Annotated in this window: 18 protein-coding genes; 6 read left to right on the top strand and 12 right to left on the bottom strand. The window is 66.2% G+C overall.

Features of this window, described 5'->3' with window-relative positions; translation table 11 throughout:
- Window positions 1–239: 239 nt before the first annotated feature.
- The 10 genes from AC1RHV_RS15790 to AC1RHV_RS15745 form a co-directional block, all read right to left on the bottom strand.
- The gene (locus AC1RHV_RS15790; protein ID WP_054459221.1) at window positions 240–2,816 is read right to left on the bottom strand and encodes a sensor domain-containing protein; all 2,577 of its coding nucleotides are present in this window, start codon (window positions 2,814–2,816) and stop codon (window positions 240–242) included.
- A 35-nt stretch (window positions 2,817–2,851) separates the two neighbouring features.
- On the bottom strand, window positions 2,852–3,652 hold the full coding sequence (gene siaD, locus AC1RHV_RS15785; RefSeq protein WP_054459223.1) for a biofilm regulation diguanylate cyclase SiaD: 801 nt from the start codon (window positions 3,650–3,652) through the stop codon (window positions 2,852–2,854).
- Window positions 3,649–4,026: a biofilm regulation phosphoprotein SiaC gene (siaC, locus tag AC1RHV_RS15780; RefSeq protein ID WP_054459225.1), complete on the bottom strand. Its 378-nt coding sequence runs from the start codon at window positions 4,024–4,026 to the stop codon at window positions 3,649–3,651. Before siaC ends, siaD begins: the two co-directional genes overlap by 4 nt.
- A gap of 36 nt (window positions 4,027–4,062) precedes the next feature.
- Entirely contained in the window at window positions 4,063–4,602 is a 540-nt protein-coding gene (gene siaB / locus AC1RHV_RS15775) for a biofilm regulation protein kinase SiaB (protein WP_054459227.1), read from the bottom strand.
- Between the two features lie 23 nt (window positions 4,603–4,625).
- On the bottom strand, window positions 4,626–6,608 hold the full coding sequence (gene siaA / locus AC1RHV_RS15770; protein ID WP_199728345.1) for a biofilm regulation protein phosphatase SiaA: 1,983 nt from the start codon (window positions 6,606–6,608) through the stop codon (window positions 4,626–4,628).
- Window positions 6,609–6,916: 308 nt separating this feature from the next.
- Window positions 6,917–7,621, bottom strand: coding sequence for an ABC transporter ATP-binding protein (locus tag AC1RHV_RS15765; protein ID WP_175159935.1), 705 nt, complete (start codon window positions 7,619–7,621; stop codon window positions 6,917–6,919).
- Window positions 7,621–8,388: an ABC transporter ATP-binding protein gene (locus tag AC1RHV_RS15760; protein ID WP_054459230.1), complete on the bottom strand. Its 768-nt coding sequence runs from the start codon at window positions 8,386–8,388 to the stop codon at window positions 7,621–7,623. The genes AC1RHV_RS15765 and AC1RHV_RS15760 overlap by 1 nt, the downstream gene beginning before the upstream one ends.
- Window positions 8,385–9,350, bottom strand: a complete 966-nt coding sequence (locus AC1RHV_RS15755) for a branched-chain amino acid ABC transporter permease (protein ID WP_192353002.1) — start codon at window positions 9,348–9,350, stop codon at window positions 8,385–8,387. Before AC1RHV_RS15755 ends, AC1RHV_RS15760 begins: the two co-directional genes overlap by 4 nt.
- Before the next feature lie 2 nt (window positions 9,351–9,352).
- Window positions 9,353–10,273 carry a branched-chain amino acid ABC transporter permease gene (locus AC1RHV_RS15750; protein ID WP_013391329.1) on the bottom strand — a complete coding sequence of 307 codons (921 nt, stop codon included), beginning with the start codon at window positions 10,271–10,273 and terminating at the stop codon, window positions 9,353–9,355.
- Window positions 10,274–10,480: 207 nt separating this feature from the next.
- Window positions 10,481–11,644 carry an ABC transporter substrate-binding protein gene (locus tag AC1RHV_RS15745; RefSeq protein ID WP_054459234.1) on the bottom strand — a complete coding sequence of 388 codons (1,164 nt, stop codon included), beginning with the start codon at window positions 11,642–11,644 and terminating at the stop codon, window positions 10,481–10,483.
- A gap of 359 nt (window positions 11,645–12,003) precedes the next feature.
- Between AC1RHV_RS15745 and AC1RHV_RS15740 the strand changes: the two genes are divergently transcribed.
- The 5 genes from AC1RHV_RS15740 to AC1RHV_RS15720 all read left to right on the top strand — a co-directional run bounded on the left by AC1RHV_RS15740 (window position 12,004) and on the right by AC1RHV_RS15720 (window position 16,743).
- On the top strand, window positions 12,004–12,498 hold the full coding sequence (locus AC1RHV_RS15740; protein WP_054459239.1) for a MarR family winged helix-turn-helix transcriptional regulator: 495 nt from the start codon (window positions 12,004–12,006) through the stop codon (window positions 12,496–12,498).
- A 50-nt stretch (window positions 12,499–12,548) separates the two neighbouring features.
- Window positions 12,549–13,571 (top strand): hypothetical protein, encoded by a 1,023-nt coding sequence (locus tag AC1RHV_RS15735; RefSeq protein WP_054459241.1) that lies wholly within the window; start codon window positions 12,549–12,551, stop codon window positions 13,569–13,571.
- Between the two features lie 99 nt (window positions 13,572–13,670).
- A complete protein-coding gene (gene argJ / locus AC1RHV_RS15730) occupies window positions 13,671–14,897 on the top strand; it encodes a bifunctional glutamate N-acetyltransferase/amino-acid acetyltransferase ArgJ (protein ID WP_054459243.1) in 1,227 nt (408 codons plus the stop codon).
- Between the two features lie 24 nt (window positions 14,898–14,921).
- Window positions 14,922–15,788 carry an ATP-binding protein gene (locus AC1RHV_RS15725; RefSeq protein WP_054459246.1) on the top strand — a complete coding sequence of 289 codons (867 nt, stop codon included), beginning with the start codon at window positions 14,922–14,924 and terminating at the stop codon, window positions 15,786–15,788.
- Complete coding sequence (locus tag AC1RHV_RS15720) at window positions 15,781–16,743, top strand: Nudix family hydrolase (RefSeq protein ID WP_175159722.1); 963 nt, start codon at window positions 15,781–15,783, stop codon at window positions 16,741–16,743. The genes AC1RHV_RS15725 and AC1RHV_RS15720 overlap by 8 nt, the downstream gene beginning before the upstream one ends.
- Window positions 16,744–16,841: 98 nt before the next feature.
- Here the strand turns inward: AC1RHV_RS15720 and AC1RHV_RS15715 are convergent, their stop codons facing one another.
- Complete coding sequence (locus AC1RHV_RS15715; protein ID WP_054459250.1) at window positions 16,842–18,035, bottom strand: low temperature requirement protein A; 1,194 nt, start codon at window positions 18,033–18,035, stop codon at window positions 16,842–16,844.
- 502 nt (window positions 18,036–18,537) lie between these two features.
- Here AC1RHV_RS15715 and vapC point away from each other — a divergent pair.
- The gene (gene vapC / locus AC1RHV_RS15710; RefSeq protein ID WP_119451847.1) at window positions 18,538–18,948 is read left to right on the top strand and encodes a type II toxin-antitoxin system tRNA(fMet)-specific endonuclease VapC; all 411 of its coding nucleotides are present in this window, start codon (window positions 18,538–18,540) and stop codon (window positions 18,946–18,948) included.
- 135 nt (window positions 18,949–19,083) lie between these two features.
- Here vapC and AC1RHV_RS15705 read toward each other — a convergent pair whose 3' ends face one another.
- Window positions 19,084–19,824: a branched-chain amino acid ABC transporter ATP-binding protein gene (locus AC1RHV_RS15705; protein WP_054459254.1), complete on the bottom strand. Its 741-nt coding sequence runs from the start codon at window positions 19,822–19,824 to the stop codon at window positions 19,084–19,086.
- Between the last annotated feature and the right edge of the window lies 1 nt (window position 19,825).

Genomic DNA, 19,825 nt, shown 5'->3' with positions numbered 1-19,825 from the left:
AGCCAGTCGCGTCGGGGGCCGGCGGGGCGCGGGGCGTCGATAAGCCCGACGGAATCCGAAGGAACCGCCGCAGGCGGTGACGAGGATGAGGATGGGGAAGTCCGGAGCGAACGCTCCGGACCGCAATCGTTGCCCCGCGTCCCGCCGGCCCCCGACGCGACTGGCGTCTTAAGAACCAACAGAAGCCACAGAAGCAGCAGCAGCAGCAGCAGCAGCAGCAGCAAAAGCAACCAGAAAACCTACGGCCGCCCCCGCAGCCACTCCTCAAGATCAGCAGCCGGCAACGGCGGCGAAAACAAGAACCCCTGCCCCGCCGCACACCCCTGCTCGATCAAGAATCGCCGCTGCTCTTCGTTCTCGACGCCTTCAGCCACCACAGGCAGGCTCAGGCTCTCGCCGATACGAATCACAGCGCTGGTCAACGCCCGAGCCGCGTCATCGCTCTCCAGCCCCTGCACGAAACTGCGATCCAGCTTCAGTTCATCCACGATCAGTCGCCGCAAATGCCCCAGGCTGGAATAGCCAGTCCCGAAATCGTCCATCGACAACCGCACCCCCAAGCGATGCAGCTCGGCGATCGTCCGCAACGTACCCGCCGTCGCATCCAGCACCACGCCTTCCGTGATCTCCAGCATCAGATCCGCCGCCGCCAGCCCGAACTCGGCCAGCGTCGCCTCGATCAACCGCGGCAGATTCAGATTGTGGAAATTCGTCGCAGACAGGTTCACCGACACCGACGGCACCCGCAGGCCCTTCGCCCGCCAGACCGCCAACTGCGAACAAGCCTCGTGCACCGCCCAGTCGCCCAGGTCGCCGATCAACCCGCATTCCTCGGCCAGCGGCACAAAGCGCGCCGGCGAGATATCGCCCAGCGTCGGATGACGCCAGCGCGCCAGCGCCTCGACCCCGTACAGCTGCCCGTTCTTCAGCCCCACCTGCGGTTGATAGTGCAGCCGCAAAGCCTTCGCCTCCAGCGCATCGCGCAAGGCGGCCTCCAGCGCCAGGCGCTCCTGCGCCTGCCGGTTCATCTCGGCGCTGAAGAAAGAGATGCGGTTGCGCCCCGCCGTCTTGGCCTGGTACATCGCCATGTCGGCATGGCGCAGCAGCGTATCCATGTCGCGCCCGTTCTCCGGGAACACGCTGATGCCGATGCTGACCGAGGGATTGAGCGTGATGCCGCCCACCGAGAACGGCTGAGCCAAGGCGACCAGCACATGCTCCGCCGCCGTCGTCAGTCGACCGTGCTCAAAGTCCGGCATCAGCATCACGAACTCGTCGCCCGACAAGCGGCCCACGATGTCGGTCGCGCGCGCCAGGCGGCGCAAGCGCTGCGCCACGTCGCGCAGCAACGCATCGCCTATGGGATGGCCCAGCGTATCGTTGACCTGCTTGAAGCGATCCAGGTCCAGGAACAGAATGGCGACACGCTTGCGCTCGGGTTCAGCGCGCGCGATGGCCTGCTCGGCCTGCGCCAGCAGCAGGTTGCGGTTGGGCAAGCCGGTCAGTTCGTCATAGAACGCCAACTGGCGGATACGCGCGCGGGCCTCCTCGCGCTCCAGCGCCAGCGCGCACAAGTACACGCACACGTCCACCAGCCGGTGATGGAAATCGTCGGGCAGACGCCGCTCGCGGAAATAAAAACCGAAGGTGCCTATGACCCGGCCATCGCTGGACTTGATCGGCGACGACCAGCAGGCCTTCACGTCGTCCGGCAGCGGCAGGTGTCGATAGTCGTCCCACAGCGGATCGGTGGAGATGTCCGGCACGATCACCGGCCGGCCCAGGAAGGCAGAGGTGCCGCAAGCGCCCGCCTGCGGCCCGATGGCCACGCCGTCCAAGGCGTCGGTGTAGGCTTGCGGCAGGCTGGGCGCGGCCAGCGGCCGCAGCAGCCCGGCATCGTCCACCCGCAGGACGCTGGCCGCGACTTCGGGCGCCAGACGTTCGACCTCGCGGCACACCATGTTCATGACCTCGACCACCGAGGCCTCATTGACCATGGCTTGCAGCACGCGGCGCTGCAAGACTTCGTGCACCTTGGTGGGCGTGATGTCCGTCAGCACGTCCACGATATTGACCAGGGCGCCGCGTTCGTCGAACACGGAGTTGGCCATCACCGACACCCACAGCGGGCGGCCGGCGCGATCGTAGACCAGCACGTCCTTGTGGTAGCCCTCGCGGCAGGCGATGCGGCGGCCCAGCTCTTCGCGCGTGCCGCCGTCCGGCCTGCCTCCGGCCAGCAGTTCGCCCAGCTCCTGGTTGACGGCGTCGCCGCGGGAAAAGCCCAGCATGCGCTGGAAGCCGTCGTTCACGTAGAGGATGCGGCCGTCCTTGCCCGACACCGCGACGGCATTGCCGGTTTCGTTGATGCCCAGCAACAGGAGCCGGATCTCTTCCTGGCGGTCGGCATCCGCGATGGATTTGCGGGAGATGACGGAAATGCGTACGACATCGCCGGCTTCGCCGGCGATGGGCATGTAGGTGGCTTCGATCCAGACGAAGCCGCCGTCCTTCTTGCGATAGCGGCAGGTGCCGGTGAAGTGCTTGCCGCCCAGCAGCCTGGCCCAGACCTGCTCGCCGCCGACGATGCCCTTGCCTTCGTCCATGCTGTCGCAAAGCATGTCATGGCGCAGCTCCAGGGCCTCTTCGCGGGCATGGCCGACCAGGGCGAGAAAATTCGCGTTGGCGTTCAACAAGGAGCCAGCCGGATCAAAATCGAACAGCAGCAGCGCCCGATCCATGGACGCCAGATAGGTGGCGGAGTGCCACGCGGCGCCTTGAGGGCGCTCGTCGGTAACGCCTGGATAAGAATCAAGCATATGGGGCTCCATGCCGGATAACAGCTGATCCGGTTTCATCTGCGCTTCGGAAACCCGAGTTCGACGCGGTCGCGTCCGTCCTGCTTGGCCAGGTACAAGGCCTGGTCCGCACGGCTGAGCGTTTCAGAGAAGGTTTCTCCCAACTGGTGATATGCCATGCCTATGCTGACCGTCAATCTCAACACGCCATCTCCCACCGTGATTGCCAAGGCGCGCACCGCGCCCACCAGCCGGTCCATGACGCGCTGGGCGTCCTCGGGCTGGGTGCTGGGCAGCAGCACCAGGAATTCCTCGCCGCCCCAGCGGCCGCATAGATCGTATTCGCGCAAGTTGTCGCCCAACGCGCCGGCCAGCTCGACCAGCGCGCGGTCGCCTGTTTCATGGCCATAGCGGTCGTTGACCGACTTGAAATGATCCACGTCCAGCATCGCCACCACGAAGGTCGATCCGCCGCGAGACACGCGCAAGACCTCCTGCTTGATCATTTCCATCAAGGCGCGCCGGTTCAAGAGGCCGGTCAAGGGATCGCGATTGGAGGTTTCCTGCAATGCGGAGTTCAGGTCCCGCATCATGTTCTGGTAGTGGTCCGAGATGCGCGCGATGCGGGTCAGCCGGCGCAGTTGCCGGTCGAAACGGTCGCATAGGCCCAGCTCGCGTTCGTGCGCCATGCTCTGGTAGGCGTCCGACAGTTGAGTCACGCGCTCGATGCGCGCCATCTGTTCGGCCGTATGCCGCCAGAGCGCGTCCAGCGCTTCATGCAACGGATGGCCCTGATAGACCGGATCCGCCAGCAATTCGGCGATGCGCTTGTCCAGCTGGGCGGCGTCGGATTTCATTGGCGGCCGACAACGGAAAAGGGAAACGTGCAGTCTTCCTTGAATTCCTCGGCCAGTTCGCCGACGCGCTCATTGCGCATGTCGTAGAACCATGTGACGCTGACCTCGCGGCCCTTGTTGTGGGCAGCCTCCAGCAGATCGAAGATGTCCATGACGGACTTGATGCTGCTGGTGTTCAGGTAGAGCAGTTCCAGCTCCAGCTTCAGGGGCGCGGCGCTGCTCAGCAGATAGGCTTCGACCCATTCGATGACGGGACCGAACAGCTCGAAGGAATTCTCGGGATAGGAGTCGCCGCGCATCGCCAGCACGCCGGCAGCGGTGTCGGCGGTGATGGCGGGCGTGGACTGGGTCCCGGGAATGTTCAAATCGTTCATTAGTTGCTCCAAATATATTCTTGGCCCGGCACGCCTTCAGATCACGACGCTCAGGCTGAAGAAGGCCTGCCCGGGCGCTGCGGCGGGCGTCAGGCTGGCCTCCAGCGGCGCGCCAGCGCGGCGGGCGATATCGATCAGCCCCAGGCCGGCGCCCGAGGCGACGCCCTGGGCGCGCGGCTTGTGCAGCTGCGCCTTGTACTCGGCCTTCAGCGCCGCCTTGTCCAGCGCGGCCAGTTCCTGGATGCGGGCGACCAGCGCCTCGCCGTCCTCCGCCTTAACCAGGTTGCCCGCCGACACCACGTAGCGGCTTTCATCGCGGCGGCCGATCACCACGGTGGCCGAGGCGTCCAGGTCGTCATGCAGCGCGGCGTACTGGCGGATGTTCTGGATCATCTCGATGTAGACGGAGAAAACGTCCATGGCCTCGGCCGGTCGCGCGTGCTCCGCGTTCAGATAGTTCTTGAGCGCATTGCCGATTTCCTCGATCAGGCTGCGGGAAGTCGGTCCGTTGAAGCACAACAGAGTGCGATTCTGGTTGAACCGTTCGCCCAATGCGTAAAGATCGGAGGCATTCATGGGGGTAACCGCCCTGATAACGTTTATTCGAAACGGAACGACAGCAAGGTGATGTCATCACGCTGCGGCCGCCCGCCTTGGTACTCTGCCAGCGCCTGGGTAAAGGCGGCCGCCTGTTCGGTTAACGGCCGGCGCGCGTGCGTCTTGAGCATTTCCGCGAACCGGGTATTGCCAAAGCCAAAGCCGTGTTCGCCTCCCGCCTGGTCCAGGAACCCGTCCGTGACCAGGTAGTAGGTCCAGCCGGACTCCATCCGCAGTTCGATGTTTTCGTAGGTCTCGGTGCGCTTGTCGCCCAGCGCCCGCTTGCCGCCGGGCACCTCGCGCAGTTCCTCGCCGTTGCTCGCGTACAGGCTGATCTTGGCGCCCGCATAGCGCAACCGGCCGCCCTGGCGGTCAATATAAACCAGGGCCGCATCCGTGTTCGTGGCCAGCGCACGGGGCAATTGCGCGTCGGCAAGCATGGCGCGGATGGCGTTGTCGGTGCGGGTCAGGATGGCGGCGGGGTCGGCCGGGCCGGCCTCGGTGATCGCCAGATCTATGGCGGCGCGGGCCAGCATGGTCATCAATGCGCCGGGCACGCCGTGGCCGGCGCAATCCATGATGCCCAGCAGGCAGTTGGCGCCGTCGGAGCGGAATACGTAGAAGTCGCCGCCCACCACGTCGCGCGGCTTCCACAGCACGAAATGATGCGCGCCCAGGGACTGGGTAAGCTGGCGATCCGGCAGAATGGCGCGCTGGATCAGGCTGGCGTAATCGATGGAGTCGTCGATTTTCTTGTGCGCGGCGGCCATGGCGCGATTGGCGTCCTCGAGTTCGGAGGTGCGCTCGCGCACCTTGGTTTCGAGTTCAGCCGTGTGCTGGCGCACCTTGTCCGCCATCACGCCGAAGGCGCGGCTGAGGTCGCCGATTTCGTCCTGGCCGCCCGGAGGCAGGCGCACGTCGTAGCTGCCGTCGGCGATGGCGCGCGCCGACTGCTGCAGGCGGCGCAAGGGGCGCAGCATCAGGCGCTCGATGGCGTAGCCGAAGCACAGCAACATGGCCGCGAACAGCACCACCAGGCCGATCGCCGCGGGCCAGAGCCAATCCGTGTCCAGTACCCGGGCCGCGCCCAGGTCCACCACCGTCAGCACGTGCCAATGCAGTTCCGGCATGTAGGCTACGGACACCAGCTGCCGGATGCCGTCCATCTTGACCCAGGCGGATTGCACCGACTGCGGGTCGGTCCGCGCCGCCTTCATGGCCGCGGCCAGCTCGGCGCGGCCCTCGCCGCCGTCCAGCAGGTTGAACACCGTGCCACGGGCAGCGCCGCCCGCGCCCGAGTTGTAGGCAATGAGCGAGGCGTCCATGTGGGCCTGGATCGCGCCTTCCTCGTCGACGATGATCGGCGTGACCCCGGGCTGGCCGCTGTTGACGAATTCACGCAGGAATCCGCCTACGTCCAGACCGGAACCGGTCAGGCCGATGACCCGGTCGCCGTCGCGCACCTGGACGTTGATCCAGACCTTGGTGGTCTTGAGCTTCAGGTCCGGGTTGACGTTGATGTTGTATTTGGCGGGAGACGCCAGCGTCAGGTAGAACCAGGCGTCGTCGGCCGCGCTTTTGCTCAGCGTGTAGCGCGGCGTCTCGGACAGGGGCTGGTCGTCGTTGAAGTAATAATTGCCCGAGGCGGCGCTGGCGATGAAGTAGGCGCGTCCCAGCAGATCGCGGCGGTAGCCGTCGGCTTCGCGAAAGAACAGCTCGCGCGCGGCCGGATCGCTTTCGTGCCGCAGCCAGCGGCGAGTGACCTCGCTATCCGCCAACCGCTGCGACAGGGCCAGTTCACGGGACACCGGCGCCAGGATGCGCTGGCGGTTCAATTGCGTGAAGTTGTCGGAGAAAGCCCGTCCGAAGTGCTCCCTGACCCCGTCCAGCACCTGCCAGCCGATCAGGGCCGCCGGCGCCAGGGCAACCAGGCACGCCAGCAACAGCGCCATCAACGATTTTCTGCGCAAACCCCATTTCGCCATGCAAAGTCTTCCTTACTGCCTGATAAGACGTAACGTGCGTGAAGGGGACGCATGGGCAGACTTTCGTTGTGTAACGATGTTTCGCCGCGCGCTTGCCCCGCTTGTCCAGCCATGAGCCTGTTGCAGGCGTACCCTCGAGGCACGTCCGGCGCGACAAGTGTAGAGAACAGTGGATCCAATTGAAACAGGAGCAAACGCTTGTAAGACGCTCGGGCGTCCTAAGTTGCACTACTGCAATGTAAATATCGATTTATTGCTTTTTATTTCACGACCAGCAGCGTTTGCCTGTTTACATTGCAGCTTTCTTGCTACACGCCCAGATAGCGTTCCCAGAGGCCGCGATCGGCGTCCAGGGCCTGGGAGTCCCCCGTCCAGACGACCTTGCCGCGCTCCAGGATCACGTGGCGGTCCGCCAGGCTCAGCAGCCGTTCGACGTATTTGTCGATGACCAGGATGGTCTGCCCGGCCTGGCGCAGGCGCGCCAGGCAATTCCAGATTTCCTCGCGGATCTTGGGCGCCAGGCCTTCGGTGGCCTCGTCCAGGATCAGCAGCCGCGGATTGGTGACCAGCGCCCGGCCGATGGCCAGCATCTGCTGCTCGCCGCCCGAGAGCTGATTGCCCATGTTTCGGGCGCGTTCGTGCAGGCGCGGAAACAATTCAAAGACGCGCTCGGGCGTCCAGGGTTCGCCGATGTCCGGGTTGCGGGAGGCGACGAAGGCTGTCAGGTGTTCGCGCACCGTCAGATTCGGGAAGCACTGCCGCCCTTCCGGCACGATGGCCATGCCGACCCGCGCGATGCGGTCCGGACTCCAGCCGCTGATGTCCTGGCCCGCGAACTGGATCTTGCCCCCGCGCAGGGGCAACTGGCCGAACAAGGTGCGCAGCAGCGTGGTCTTGCCCATGCCATTGCGGCCCAGCAAGGTCACGACCTGGCCCGCGCCGATTTGCAGGTCCACGCCGAACAGCACCTGGCTGGCGCCGTAACCGCTCTTGGCGGATTCGATGGTCAGCATCATGCGGTCTCCTCGTCGCCCAGGTAGGCTTGCCGCACTTCCGGGTTGGCGCGGATTTCGTCGGGGGTGCCGGTCGCGATGACGCGGCCGTAGACCAGCACCGACAGGCGGTCGGCCAGGCGGAACACCGCCTGCATATCGTGTTCGACCAGCAGCATGGCGGCTCGGCCCCGCATGGATTCGATCAATTCGGTCAGGCGCACGGTTTCGTCGGGCCCCATGCCCGCCATGGGTTCGTCCAGCAGCAGGACGGCAGGCCGTGCGGCCAGGGCCAGCGCGAATTCGACCTTGCGCTGTTCGCCGTGCGGCAGGGTACCGGCCGGGCGTTCCAGCAGGCTGGCGTCGATGGCGCATTCCCGGGCCAGCTCGCGCGCCTGCTCGTACAGGGCCGATTCGGCGGCGCGCGGCTTCCAGAAGCGGAAGCTGCTGCCGGCATGCGCCTGCACCGCCAGCACCAGGTTGTCCAGCACGGAGGATTGCTTGAAGATGTTGGTGATCTGGTACGACCGCGACAGCCCGGCAGCCACTCGCTGATGGGCGTTCATGCTGGTGACGTCGCGTCCGCCTACCGTCAGCTTGCCCGAGTCAGCCGTCAACGTGCCGGACAGCAGATGGATCAGCGTCGACTTGCCCGCGCCATTGGGGCCGATGAGGGCATGGATCTCGCCCGGGTTCAGGGACAGCGACACATTGTCGGTGGCGACCAGCGCGCCGAAGCGGCGCACCAGTCCCGTGGCCTGCAGGGCCGGCGTTACAGCTGCGTTCATGATCCCGCCTTGCCGGATTGGGTGGCAGCGGCGCGGCCGCTGAACAAGGGGCCGAACAGCCCGACCAGACCGCGCGGCGCGCCGAACACCACGCACAGCAGCAGCACGCCCAGGGGCAGGTGCCAATATTCGGTCCACAGGCGCAGCACTTCCTCCAGGGTCAGCATGACCACGGCGCCCGCCACGCCGCCATAGCGCAGGCCGATGCCGCCCACCAGCACCATGATCAGCAGGTTGGCCGACTGGGTCCAGTGCATCAGGCTGGGCGAGATGAAGAGATTATGGTTGGCCAGCAACGCGCCGGCCAGGCCGGCCACCGCGCCGCTCAGCGTGAAGGCCATCAGCTTGATGCGATAGACCGGATAACCCATGGATTCCATGCGCGATTCGTTTTCGCGTATGCCTTGCAGGGCGGTGCCAAAGCGCGAGGTCACCACGCGGCCGAACACCCACATGATCAGCGCGAACACCGCCAGCACCAGGTAATAGAAGCTGACGTCATTGGCCAGGTCGATGCCCGGCAGGCTGGAGTAGCCCGGCAGGTTCAGCCCGTCCTCGCCGCCGTACTGCCGCAGCGAGATGAAGATGTAGAACAGCATCTGCGCGAAGGCCAGCGTGATCATGATGAAGTACACGCCGCGGGTGCGCAGCGAAATCGCCCCCGTGATGCAGGCCAGCACCGCCGCCAGCAGCATGGCCACGGGCCAGACGATCAGGGCGGACGTCACGCCCGACATGGCCAGGATGCCGACCGCGTACGCGCCCGCGCCGAAGAACGCCGCGTGTCCCAGCGCCACCATGCCGCCATAGCCCAGGATCAGGTTCAGGCTGGTCGCGGCCAGCGCATAGATCAGCACGCGCCGCACGAAGGAAATGTAAAAGTCCAGGCCCAACGCCGGCGCGACCAGGGGGAATACGGCCAGCGCGGCCAGCAGGACCACGGTCCAGATCATGGATTTCATGCTCAACCCCGCGCCGGAAACAAGCCGGAGGGCCGGAACACCAGCACTGCCGCCATCAATACATAAATGGCAATGGCGGCCAGCGTCGGTCCGACGCTGGAGGCCACGGCCGGGGAAAAGACCTGGCGCAGCAGCATGGGCAGGAAGGCCCGCCCCGCCGTATCCACCATGCCCACCAACAGCGCGCCGACAAAGGCGCCGCGAATCGATCCGATGCCGCCGATCACGATGCATACCAGCACCAGGATCAGGATTTCCTCGCCCATGCCCACCTGTACCGACGTGATCGGGCCGAGCAAGGCGCCGGCCACGGCGGCCAGCATGGCGCCCAGCACGAACACGCCCAGGAACAGCAGCGGCACGCGCACGCCCATCAGGGTGGCCATCTGGCGGTTGGACGCCCCTGCCCGCACCAGCACGCCCGCACGGGTGCGCGTCACGAACCAGTACAGGCCCGCGGCGGCGGCCACACCGAACACGATGATCATCAGGCGGTAGGCGGGATAGAGCAGATCGGGCAGCAGCCGGACCGGGCCGGACAGCGCGGCCGGCATGTTCAGCATGACGGGGGCCGGCCCCCAGATCATCTTGACCAGATCGTTGGCGATGAGGATGACGGCATAGGTGCCCAGCACCTGGGCCAGGTGGTCGCGCAGCGCCAGGCGGCGGATCAGCGTGAGTTCCAGCACCACGCCGACGATGCCGGTGGCGACTGCCGCCACCAGGACGGCAGCGGTGAATGAACCTGTGCGCTGCATGGTTTCGGCGGCGACATAGGCGCCGGCCATGTAGAGCGAGCCGTGAGCCAGATTCATGATGTCCATGATGCCGAACACCAGGGTCAGCCCGGCCGCGATCAGAAACAACATCAACCCAAACTGCAGACCGTTCAGCAATTGCTCGACGATCAGCGTAAACGTCATGAAGACTTCCCCCTGCCGCGAAGTGCCGATGGCCTGGTTCGCGGCCTAATCAATAGAGCCATCTGATTGCGCATCGCGTCCGCGCACCAGGCACGGCGCATGCAGCGGTGTCACCCGACCCGGATGCCGCGGAGCCGGCTTCGCCGGTCCGCAGGCATGCCCCCTTGAGGGGGAAGCGCGCAGCGCTTCGGGGGTGGGTCTTTCCCTCTACAGCTTACATTCGCCGACGTAGACGTCCTGGTACTTGTCGAACACCTTGCCCACCAGCTTGTTGGTAATGCGGCCGCTGCCGTCCTTGTCGACGACACGCAGGTAATAAGACTGGATGGGATAGTGGTTCTTGCCGTAAGTGAAGCTGCCGCGCACCGAGGGGTAGTCGGCTTTTTCAAGCGCGCGCACGATGGCTTCGCGGTCGGAGGCCTTGCCGCCGGCCTGCTTGACGGCAGCGTCCATGGCCATGATCACGTCGTAGGCCTGGGCAGCGTACACCGAGGGGTAGCGGCCGTTGTATTCCTTGCGGAAGGCTTCGACGAAGGCCTTGTTCTGCGGCACGTCCAGGTCATGCGCCCACTGCGCCGTGTTGTACATGCCCAGCATGGGTTCGCCCACGGCCTGGATCACGTCCTCGTCGGCCGAGAAGCCCGGGCCGATCAGCTTGACGCTTTGCGACAGGCCGGTCGAGACGAACTGCTTGACGAAGTTGATGCCCATGCCGCCCGGCAGGAAGATATAGACGGCGTCCGGCTTGGCGGCGCGGATCTGCGCCAACTCTGCGGCGTAGTCGATCTGGCCGAGCTTGGTGTAGACCTCGTCGCCCGGGGCGGTCTTGTAGCCGCGCTTGAAGCCGTTGAGCGCATCCTTGCCGGCCGGATAGTCCGGGGCCATGATGAACATCTTCTTGAAGCCGCGATCCGCCGCAACCTTGCCGGCCGCTTCGTGGAAGGCGTCGTTCTGGTAGGACGTGCCGAACCAGTACGCATTGCACTGCGCGCCGGCGAACTGGCTGGGGCCGGGGTTGTTCGACAGGTACGGCACCTTGGCCGCGAACAGCGCGGGGCCCACGGCCAGCGCCACGTTCGAGCCGATGGGGCCGGTGAAGAAATCGACCTTGTCGCGCTGGATGTAGCGCGTCACCAGTTGGCGGGCCTGGTCGGGGTTGCCGCCCATGTCGGTCTGCACGAATTCGGCGGGCTGCCCGCCCAGCTTGCTGCCCAGTTGCTTGATGGCCAGGTTGAAGCCGTCGCGGGCTTCGGCGCCCAGGGCGGAGAACGGACCGGAGATGTCGTTGGCGATGCCGACCTTGATGGTGTCGGCGCCGGCCAGTGCCGGCACCAGGGCGGCGGCGGCCAGAAGGGAAGTGATCAAACGCATGGTGGTGTGCTCCGTGCGCGAGCCCGCGCAGAGGGTGTTCTTTTTTGAAATCGCGATTCGAAAAACTTCGTGCAGCACAGCCAAGGCTGGCGTGCTTCATAGTTTAGGTTTAAAGTATTCGGCAAAACAAGTCTAGGGTTTTTACCAAAGGGTTTTTACTAATAAGCTACCGCCATGGTTACCCTCCACCCAAACTATGAACGCGCCGTGCCGGATACCCGGCGCGACGTTCGCGCGACAGTACCCGACATCCCGCCGATACTCAAGAAGCGCGCCGCCGGCAACGCCGCGGCCCGCCTGACGATCCTCGATCGACAGCATCTGGCGCCCGCCCCTCATTCCCGGTAATTTCCATAGCCATGACCGACACCCCCGACCTGGAATCCCGCGCAGCGCCCGACGATCACCATGCGCTGCGCCTGTGGCTGCGCATGCTGACCTGCGCCAATCTCGTCGAGAGCGAGATCCGCAGCCGCCTGCGCAATGAGTTCGACACGACCTTGCCGCGCTTTGACCTGATGGCGCAATTGCAGCGCGCGCCCAAGGGCATGAAGATGGGCGAACTGTCGCGCCACATGATGGTCACCAACGGCAATATCACCGGCATCACCGACCAGCTCGAAAAAGAAGGCCTGGTGGTGCGCACCAAGGTCGAATCCGACCGCCGCAGCTCGCTCATCAAACTTACGCCGCTGGGCAAGAAGAGCTTCTCCCGCATGGCCCGCGCCCACGAATCCTGGGTCAAGTCCATGTTCGGCGACCTGCCCGAAAGCACCCGCAACGCGCTGTTCCAGGCCCTGGGCGAACTCAAGCTGCAAGTGGTGGCGACCCGCTCCGAATCCGCCAAGAACTGAACGCCCGCAGGCGCCCATGTCCGCCTGCGGATTGGCGCATAATTGCCGCCATGATTCCGGTTTCTCTTCCTGGCGGTAATTTCTACGTGCTGATGGCAGCTTCGCTGGCCTGCCTGGCCACGCTGCTGACCTGGCTGGCCGTGCTGGCCACCACCTCCAGCGCCCGGGAATGGCTTGGCGGCCACCGGCGCGGCGGCGCCGTCCTGATGGCCCTGCTCGCCATCGTCGGCGCCATCTTTCCCTATCAGCAGTTCAGCCTGTGGTTCTCGGCCCGGCAAAGCGCCCAGGCCGACGCCGACCGCAAGACCGTGCTGGCCCAGTCCACCCAATTGGCGGGAGTGGAGATGCCGGCCGGCACCGTGCTCAGCCTGGCCAAGCCAGGCGATCTGGCATCGTTCGATCTCGCCGTCTTCCCCGAAAGCCACCCCGCCTCCATCCAGGGCGTCGCGGCCACGCGCATGTTCCGCTACCCGGCCAGCAGCAAGCAGGCCGAGACCCTGTCGGTGGAGATCGCGCGCGACCAGGCGCAGGACGGCTGGCTGTGCGCGCATGGGCACCGCCTTGAATTCGTGCTGCACGATGGCCGCCCGCGCTTTGCCAGTTGCCATCTGGCCATCGGCAATACCCTGAACCAGCAGCCCGTGCCGCCCGGCGCCTGGCTGAAGGTCATCAATGGCGGCAGCGCCGCCGACGCGCCGCGCTGGCTGCTGCGCACCGAAGGCAGCGAGGCGCTGGAGGTGGGGCGCATGCCCATGCTGAAGGTGGACATGCAGCTGGACAGCCAGCGCCGCATGCTGGATTTCGAAGGCCTGCTGGCGCGCGAGACCGTACTGGGCGACATGACCTACCAGCCCGGCACCCGGGTGCTGGCCGCCAACCCCCGCCTGCCCGGCGCCCAGCCCGGCGACCTGCTGTTCTCGCCGTCGCGCGGACGTTCGGCGCGGCGCGCGGGCGGCGAGGACGTGCCGGCGGGCAAGTCGGTGCTGCAGTCCCCGGACGGCGCCGTGCGCAGCGTGCTGGGCAACCGCGAGGCCGGCGTGCTGGACGTCGCGGCCATGCGGATCGGCCCCTGACCGGACGCTGTCCCAATCCGGTGGGATAATACGAAGCTTTCCCCCGCGCGCCGCCTCGCCTGGCGGCGATTCCGTCCTGCTCATACATGAGACGAAGTCATGGCCGTTAATCTGCAGATCCCCTCCGAGTCCGAAATTTTTCCTGTTGCCGGCGTTGAAATCGGCGTTACCGAGGCCGGCATCCGCAAAGCCAACCGACGCGACCTGACCGTGTTCCGCTTCGCGCAGGGCACCAGCGTGGCCGGCGTGTTCACGCGCAACCGCTTCTGCGCCGCGCCGGTGCAGGTCTGCCAGGCCCACCTGGCCGCCGGCGGCCCGATCAGCGCGCTGGTCATCAACACCGGCAACGCCAACGCCGGCACCGGCGAAGAAGGCCTGCAAAAAGCCAAGGACACCTGCGCCGCGCTCGGCAAGCTGCTGGGCGTGCCCGCGGCCGAAGTCCTGCCCTTCTCCACCGGCGTCATCCTGGAGCCGCTGCCGCTGGACCGCCTGGTGGCCGGCCTGCCCGCCGCCATCGCCGACCTGGGCGCCGACCACTGGTTCAGCGCCGCCCACGGCATCATGACGACCGACACCCTGCCGAAGATCTCGTCCGCCAAGGTGCAGATCGACGGCAAGACCGTCACCTTCACCGGTATCAGCAAGGGCGCCGGCATGATCCGGCCCAACATGGCCACCATGCTGAGCTTCCTGGCGACCGACGCCGGCATCGCCCAGCCGCTGCTGTCCAAGCTGGCCGGCGAAATCGCCGACGCCTCGTTCAACCGCATCACGGTCGACGGCGACACCTCCACCAACGACTCCTTCATCATCGCCGCCACCGGCAAGTCGGGCGTCGAAGTGAACGCCGAATCCGATCCGGCCTACGCCGCCGTGCGCGCAGCCCTGACGGCCGCCGCGCTGGAACTGGCGACCAAGATCGTGCGCGACGCCGAAGGCGCCACCAAGTTCATGACCATCCGCGTCGAAGAGGCCGGCACCACCGAGGAAGCGCTGAAGGTGGCGTACGCCGTCGCCCACTCGCCGCTGGTCAAGACCGCCTTCTTCGCCTCGGACCCCAACCTGGGCCGCATCCTGGCCGCAGTGGGCTACGCCGGGATCGACGACCTGGACGTGTCCAACATCCGCCTGTGGCTGGACGATGTGCTGGTGGCCAAGGACGGCGGCCGTAACCCCGCCTACCAGGAAGCCGACGGCCAGCGCGTGATGAAGCAGGCCGAGATCCAGGTGCGCATCGCCCTGGGCCGCGGCCAGGTCAGCGACACGGTCTACACCTGCGACTTCTCGCACGAATACGTGTCGATCAACGCCGACTACCGCTCCTGATCCGAAACTTCCGGGACTTCAGACGTGACCGCAACCGAGTTCTCCACCCTTATCCAGCGCGCCGAGCGCGTGCTCGCGCAGCTGGAAGCCTGGCTTCCGCCCGCAACGCCCGAAATCGACTGGACCGCCCACGCCTACCGCTGGCGCAAGCGCGGCGCGCGCGGTTGGCTGGACGCCGTACGCCACGTCGCGCGCATCGACATGGCGGACCTGCAGCACATCGAGCGCCAGAAGGGCATCATCGATCGCAACACCCTGCAGTTCCTGGAAAAGAAGCCGGCCAACAACGTGCTCATGACCGGCGCCCGCGGCACTGGCAAGAGTTCGCTGGTCAAGGCCATGCTGGCCGCCTATGGCGACCGCGGGCTGCGCCTGATCGAAGTGGACAAGTCCGACCTCGGCGACCTGGCCGACATCGTCGAGCTGGTCGCCTCCCGTCCCGAACGCTTTATTGTGTTCTGCGACGACCTCTCTTTCGAGGAAGGCGAGGCCGGCTACAAGGCGCTGAAGTCGGTGCTGGACGGGTCGGTGTCGGCCTCGGGCGACAACGTGCTGATCTATGCAACGTCCAACCGGCGCCACCTGATGCCGGAATACATGAGCGAGAACCTGGCGGCCAAGCACCAGCCCGACGGCGAGATCCACCCCGGCGAAACCGTCGAGGAAAAGATCTCGCTGTCCGAACGCTTCGGCCTGTGGCTGTCGTTCTACCCCTTCAAGCAGGACGACTACCTGGACATCGTCTACCACTGGCTGCGCGAGCTGGGCTGCCCGGAAGCGCAGATCGAACCCTCGCGCACCGAGGCGCTGCAATGGACGATCGAGCGCGGCTCGCGTTCTGGCCGCGTGGCGTACCAGTTCGCGCGCGACTGGGCAGCCCGTCATGTCTGAAAAGATCGTCGACGTCGCCGCCGGCCTGATCCTGCGTCCGGACGGCATGCTGCTGCTGGGACAGCGCCCCGAAGGCAAGCCCTGGGCGGGCTGGTGGGAGCTGCCCGGCGGCAAGCTCGAACCCGGCGAAACCGTGCTGGAAGCCCTGGCGCGCGAACTGCAGGAAGAAATCGGCATCCGCGTCACGCAGTCGCGCCCCTGGGTCACCTACGTGCACGCCTACCCCCACACCACGGTGCGCCTGGCGTTCTGCCACGTCACCGGCTGGGAGGGCGAACCGCGCAGCCTGGAAAACCAGCGCCTGGAATGGGTCGCCCCTGCGCAGGCCGCATCGGTGGGAGATCTGTTGCCCGCCACCCTGCCCCCGCTGCGCTGGCTGCAGTTGCCCACGTCCTACGGCATCAGCTCCGTGGGTTCCCGTGCCGGCGTGGCCGCGTTCCTGGGCCGTCTGGAAGCGGCTCTGGCGCGCGGCGTCAAGCTGGTGCAGTTGCGCGAACCGCAATGGCCGGACGGCGTGGCCTCTCCTTCGCTGCATGAAGTGCTGCAACAGGTGCAGAAGCGCTGCCGCGCCGCGGGCGCCCGGCTGCTGGTCAACAGCGTCCATCCCGCCGCCTGGTGGCGCGAGGCCGATGGCGTGCATCTGCGCGCGGCCGATGCCGCCAAGCTCACGGCGCGCCCTGAACTCCCCGCGGGCGCGCTGGTCGGCGTGTCGGCCCACGACAACGCCCAGGTCGTCCACGCACGCGAACTCGGCGCCGACTTCGCGGTACTGGGTCCCGTGCTGGACACGCCCAGCCACCCCGGCGCGGCGACGCTGGGTTGGGAAGGCTTCGTCGCGGGCAATCGCGACGCCGGCATCCCGGTGTTCGCGCTGGGCGGCCAGTCCACCCAGACCGTATCGCAGGCGCTGCGCCACGGCGCACACGGCATTGCAGGGATACGCGGCCTGATCTGAGCCGCGCGGCGGCTTTGCTGAAAGCCGCCGCCTGCCAGCTCCACGGGGGCATCCAACGGATCCCTCTGGGGCAGCCTCCGGCCCTCACGGGATTGACGCTACTCCGCGATTCCTTGCGGAACGCCGGCATGCGCCCTGCGCCGCGACACGCTCTCCCACGCCGCCACCAGAATCATGATCAAGGTGGTCAAACCGCCCACCATGAGGTTGTCGGTCACAAAGGCCACGGGCGCCAGCACGGCCAGCAGCACCAGCCCCACTACGTGCGACAGCGGGAAGCGGCCGTAGACCACTGTCTTGTAAATACCGTTGCCCGCCAGGTATAGCGCCGGGCCACCGATCAGCGCGGCGGCCGCCGGCATGGCGATGCGCCCGTCCGGATGCAATATGACGAGCTCGTTGGCCACGGCGGACACGATCACGCCGGCGATCAGGATGACGTGCACATAGTGGAACCAGGCGCCGATGCGGCCTGGATCGTCGCTATGCACGATGGCCTCGCTGCCGTCACGGCTGCTGGTGTCGAAGTACACCCACCACATGGCGGCCGTGCCCAGGAACGCCGCCAGCAACGCGATCAGCGCGGGCGCGTTCCAGCGCTCCAGGCCTGCCAGCGTGGCGCCGGTGATGAGCAGGGTTTCGCCCAGCGCCACGATGACGAACAGCTGGCAGCGCTCGGCCAGGTGGCCGCCCTCGATCGTCCACTCGCTGGTCGCGGAACGCCCCAGGCCGGGAAACCGAAAGCCGATCATGGGCGACAGATACTCGCAGGCCACCGCCAGCGCCCACAGCGCCAGCCGCGTGCCGTCCTGGGACAGTCCGCCTGCAATCCACAAGACCGCCGACACGCACAGCCACGCCAGCATGCGGCGGAAGTTGGGCGCCAGCGGATGCGCAGGCCCCAGGTGCAGCACGATGAATAGCGTGCGTCCCACCTGGATCAGCGCGTAGCTGACGGCGAACACCAGCCCCGTGGCGCCGAACGCGCCCGGCAGGGCGGCGCCAAAGACCAGGCCGGCCAGCATCACGGCGAACAGCATGATGCGCATGGGCACGGCGTCGGGATCGAACCAATTCGTGACCCAGCAGGTGTATTGCCAACCCAGCCAGACGGCGAACCACAGCACCAGGGAGTGGAGCGCGCCCAACAAGGTCAGATCATGCAGCAGACCGTGGGAGATCTGGGTGACCGCGAAGACGTACACCAGATCGAAGAACAGCTCGACGAAAGTGACGCGGGCTTCGTGCCCGTCGCGGCGGCGCAGCAGGTTGGCGCTTGCGAGAAAGGTCATGGCATGGGCCTCGCCTTGGGGATGATGGCGCAGCCAGATTAGCGCAAGGCGGGTCGTGCCGGATCGTCAAAAAATGCAAAGCCCGGCGGGCGTGGCGGCGATGCCACGGGCCGGATCTGCGCGGCCTTGCCGCCACCCGCAACAGCACGGAACCCAGCCGAAGCCGCACTAGGCTCGCAGCGACCTGCGGTAAGCCGTCATAGGCGGGAGACATGCGGCGCGCTATAAAAGGCGGGCGCCATACATCAGTCGAGGAGAGCGCCATGAAATCAGAATCCATCTATAAAACTTCCCATGGCCGCCCAGCAGGCCGGCGCAAAACCGCCGCCCGGCCAGCCAGTCCGGCACTGGGGTACATCGTCGCCATCAACCAACGGCAAACGCCGGCGCCGGCGCCCGCACCCGCCGACACGTCCTGGGACTCCTGGTTCGCAGGCGAGTCCGTCACTGCCGACTTTCTCAACGACCGCGATCAACCCGTGGACAGGGCAGGAGGCCGCTCATGCCGCTGAAGTTCGTGCTGGACACGAATACCTGCATCTTTGCCATCAAGAACAAGCCCGACGCAGTGCAGCAGGCGTTCAACCGACGGCAGGGCCAGTTATGTATCAGCGCGATCACCGCCATGGAGCTCGCTTATGGCGCGGAAAAGTCCGCCGCCCCCACCCGCAATCACGCCGTGGTCGACGGCTTCCTGAAGCGCCTGGAAGTGCTCGACTATGACCATGACGCGGCAGCAGATTCCGGTCAGCTTCGCGCGGAACTGGCGCGCGCCGGAACGCCCATCGGCCCCTACGACGCCATGATCGCCGGCCACACCCGCTCGCGCGGCCTGGTACTTGTTACGAACAACACGCGTGAATTTTCCCGCGTGCCCGGGTTGCGGCTGGACGATTGGACGCTGAAACACTGAGCCTGGGTGTCCGCCGCCCCGCTGTCGTGCCCCTGTCGTATCGCTGCGCCGTCCTATCGGCTACCTTGGTGACTCCGAACCAATGGAAAAAGCGCCAGGTCGAAAAGCGGCTGGGGCGACCGCTCTGACCCGCAGTCAATCAATCTTGTAATCCATCCAGGACGCAACCATCTCGCGCAACCCGCCGCCGTCGTCGAAGGCTTCGCGCCCGCCCTCGGCCTTGTTGCGGCCCAGTTCCAGGATGTACATATAGTCGGACACCTCGGCGCAGCGGCGCACGTTCTGGTCCACCAGCACCACCGTCATGCCCTCGTCGGCAAAGCCGCGGATTAGCGTGTAGATCTCCTTGGAGATCTTGGGCGCCAGCATGGCGGTGGGCTCGTCCAGCAGGATGACGGACGGCTCGATCAACAAGGCCCGCCCGAACTCCACGAAACGCTGCTGTCCGCCGCTCATGCTGGAGACGGGGTCGTCGCGCTTCTGCGCCAGGATCGGGAAGCGGTCATAGACGGAGTCGATGCGCTGGCGCACGCGAGCCTTGTCCTTGCGGAACGGCCAGCAGCCCAGCAGCAGGTTGTCGTGCACCGACAATTCGCCAAACAGGCTGCGGTGCTGCGGCACGAAGGCCACGCCGTTGCTGGCGCGCTCGTGCGAGGGCTGGGCGCTGATGTCCGCGCCGCGCAGCGTGATGCGGCCGGTGCGCGGCGGCAGGAAGCCGAACATGGTCTTCAACACCGTGGACTTGCCGGCGCCATTGGGGCCGATGACGCCCGTCACCTTGCCCGCGCGCGCCTGGATGTTGACGTGGTTCAGGATGGTGATGTCGCCGTGGTAGGCCACGGTCACGTCTTCCAGCGCGAGTATCGACGTGCTCATG

It is taken from the genome of Achromobacter sp. GW823-FHT04E03 (assembly GCF_058796095.1).
Note: the sequence above shows the minus strand (reverse complement) of the source record. Positions and strands in the feature narration are given on the sequence as shown.

Bases quoted from the DNA above. Each gene is read 5' to 3' on its own strand.
- AC1RHV_RS15750 (WP_013391329.1), bottom strand. From the start codon at position 10,273: ATGACGTTTACGCTGATCGTCGAGCAATTGCTGAACGGTCTGCAGTTT.
- AC1RHV_RS15745 (WP_054459234.1), bottom strand. From the start codon at position 11,644: ATGCGTTTGATCACTTCCCTTCTGGCCGCCGCCGCCCTGGTGCCGGCA.
- AC1RHV_RS15715 (WP_054459250.1), bottom strand. From the start codon at position 18,035: ATGACCTTTCTCGCAAGCGCCAACCTGCTGCGCCGCCGCGACGGGCAC.
- siaC (WP_054459225.1), bottom strand. From the start codon at position 4,026: ATGAACGATTTGAACATTCCCGGGACCCAGTCCACGCCCGCCATCACC.
- AC1RHV_RS15705 (WP_054459254.1), bottom strand. From the start codon at position 19,824: ATGAGCACGTCGATACTCGCGCTGGAAGACGTGACCGTGGCCTACCAC.
- AC1RHV_RS15720 (WP_175159722.1), top strand. From the start codon at position 15,781: ATGTCTGAAAAGATCGTCGACGTCGCCGCCGGCCTGATCCTGCGTCCG.
- siaB (WP_054459227.1), bottom strand. From the start codon at position 4,602: ATGAATGCCTCCGATCTTTACGCATTGGGCGAACGGTTCAACCAGAAT.
- AC1RHV_RS15755 (WP_192353002.1), bottom strand. From the start codon at position 9,350: ATGAAATCCATGATCTGGACCGTGGTCCTGCTGGCCGCGCTGGCCGTA.
- siaA (WP_199728345.1), bottom strand. From the start codon at position 6,608: ATGGCGAAATGGGGTTTGCGCAGAAAATCGTTGATGGCGCTGTTGCTG.
- AC1RHV_RS15740 (WP_054459239.1), top strand. From the start codon at position 12,004: ATGACCGACACCCCCGACCTGGAATCCCGCGCAGCGCCCGACGATCAC.
- vapC (WP_119451847.1), top strand. From the start codon at position 18,538: ATGCCGCTGAAGTTCGTGCTGGACACGAATACCTGCATCTTTGCCATC.
- AC1RHV_RS15765 (WP_175159935.1), bottom strand. From the start codon at position 7,621: ATGCTGACCATCGAATCCGCCAAGAGCGGTTACGGCGCCAGCCAGGTG.
- siaD (WP_054459223.1), bottom strand. From the start codon at position 3,652: ATGAAATCCGACGCCGCCCAGCTGGACAAGCGCATCGCCGAATTGCTG.
- AC1RHV_RS15760 (WP_054459230.1), bottom strand. From the start codon at position 8,388: ATGAACGCAGCTGTAACGCCGGCCCTGCAGGCCACGGGACTGGTGCGC.
- AC1RHV_RS15735 (WP_054459241.1), top strand. From the start codon at position 12,549: ATGATTCCGGTTTCTCTTCCTGGCGGTAATTTCTACGTGCTGATGGCA.
- argJ (WP_054459243.1), top strand. From the start codon at position 13,671: ATGGCCGTTAATCTGCAGATCCCCTCCGAGTCCGAAATTTTTCCTGTT.
- AC1RHV_RS15790 (WP_054459221.1), bottom strand. From the start codon at position 2,816: ATGCTTGATTCTTATCCAGGCGTTACCGACGAGCGCCCTCAAGGCGCC.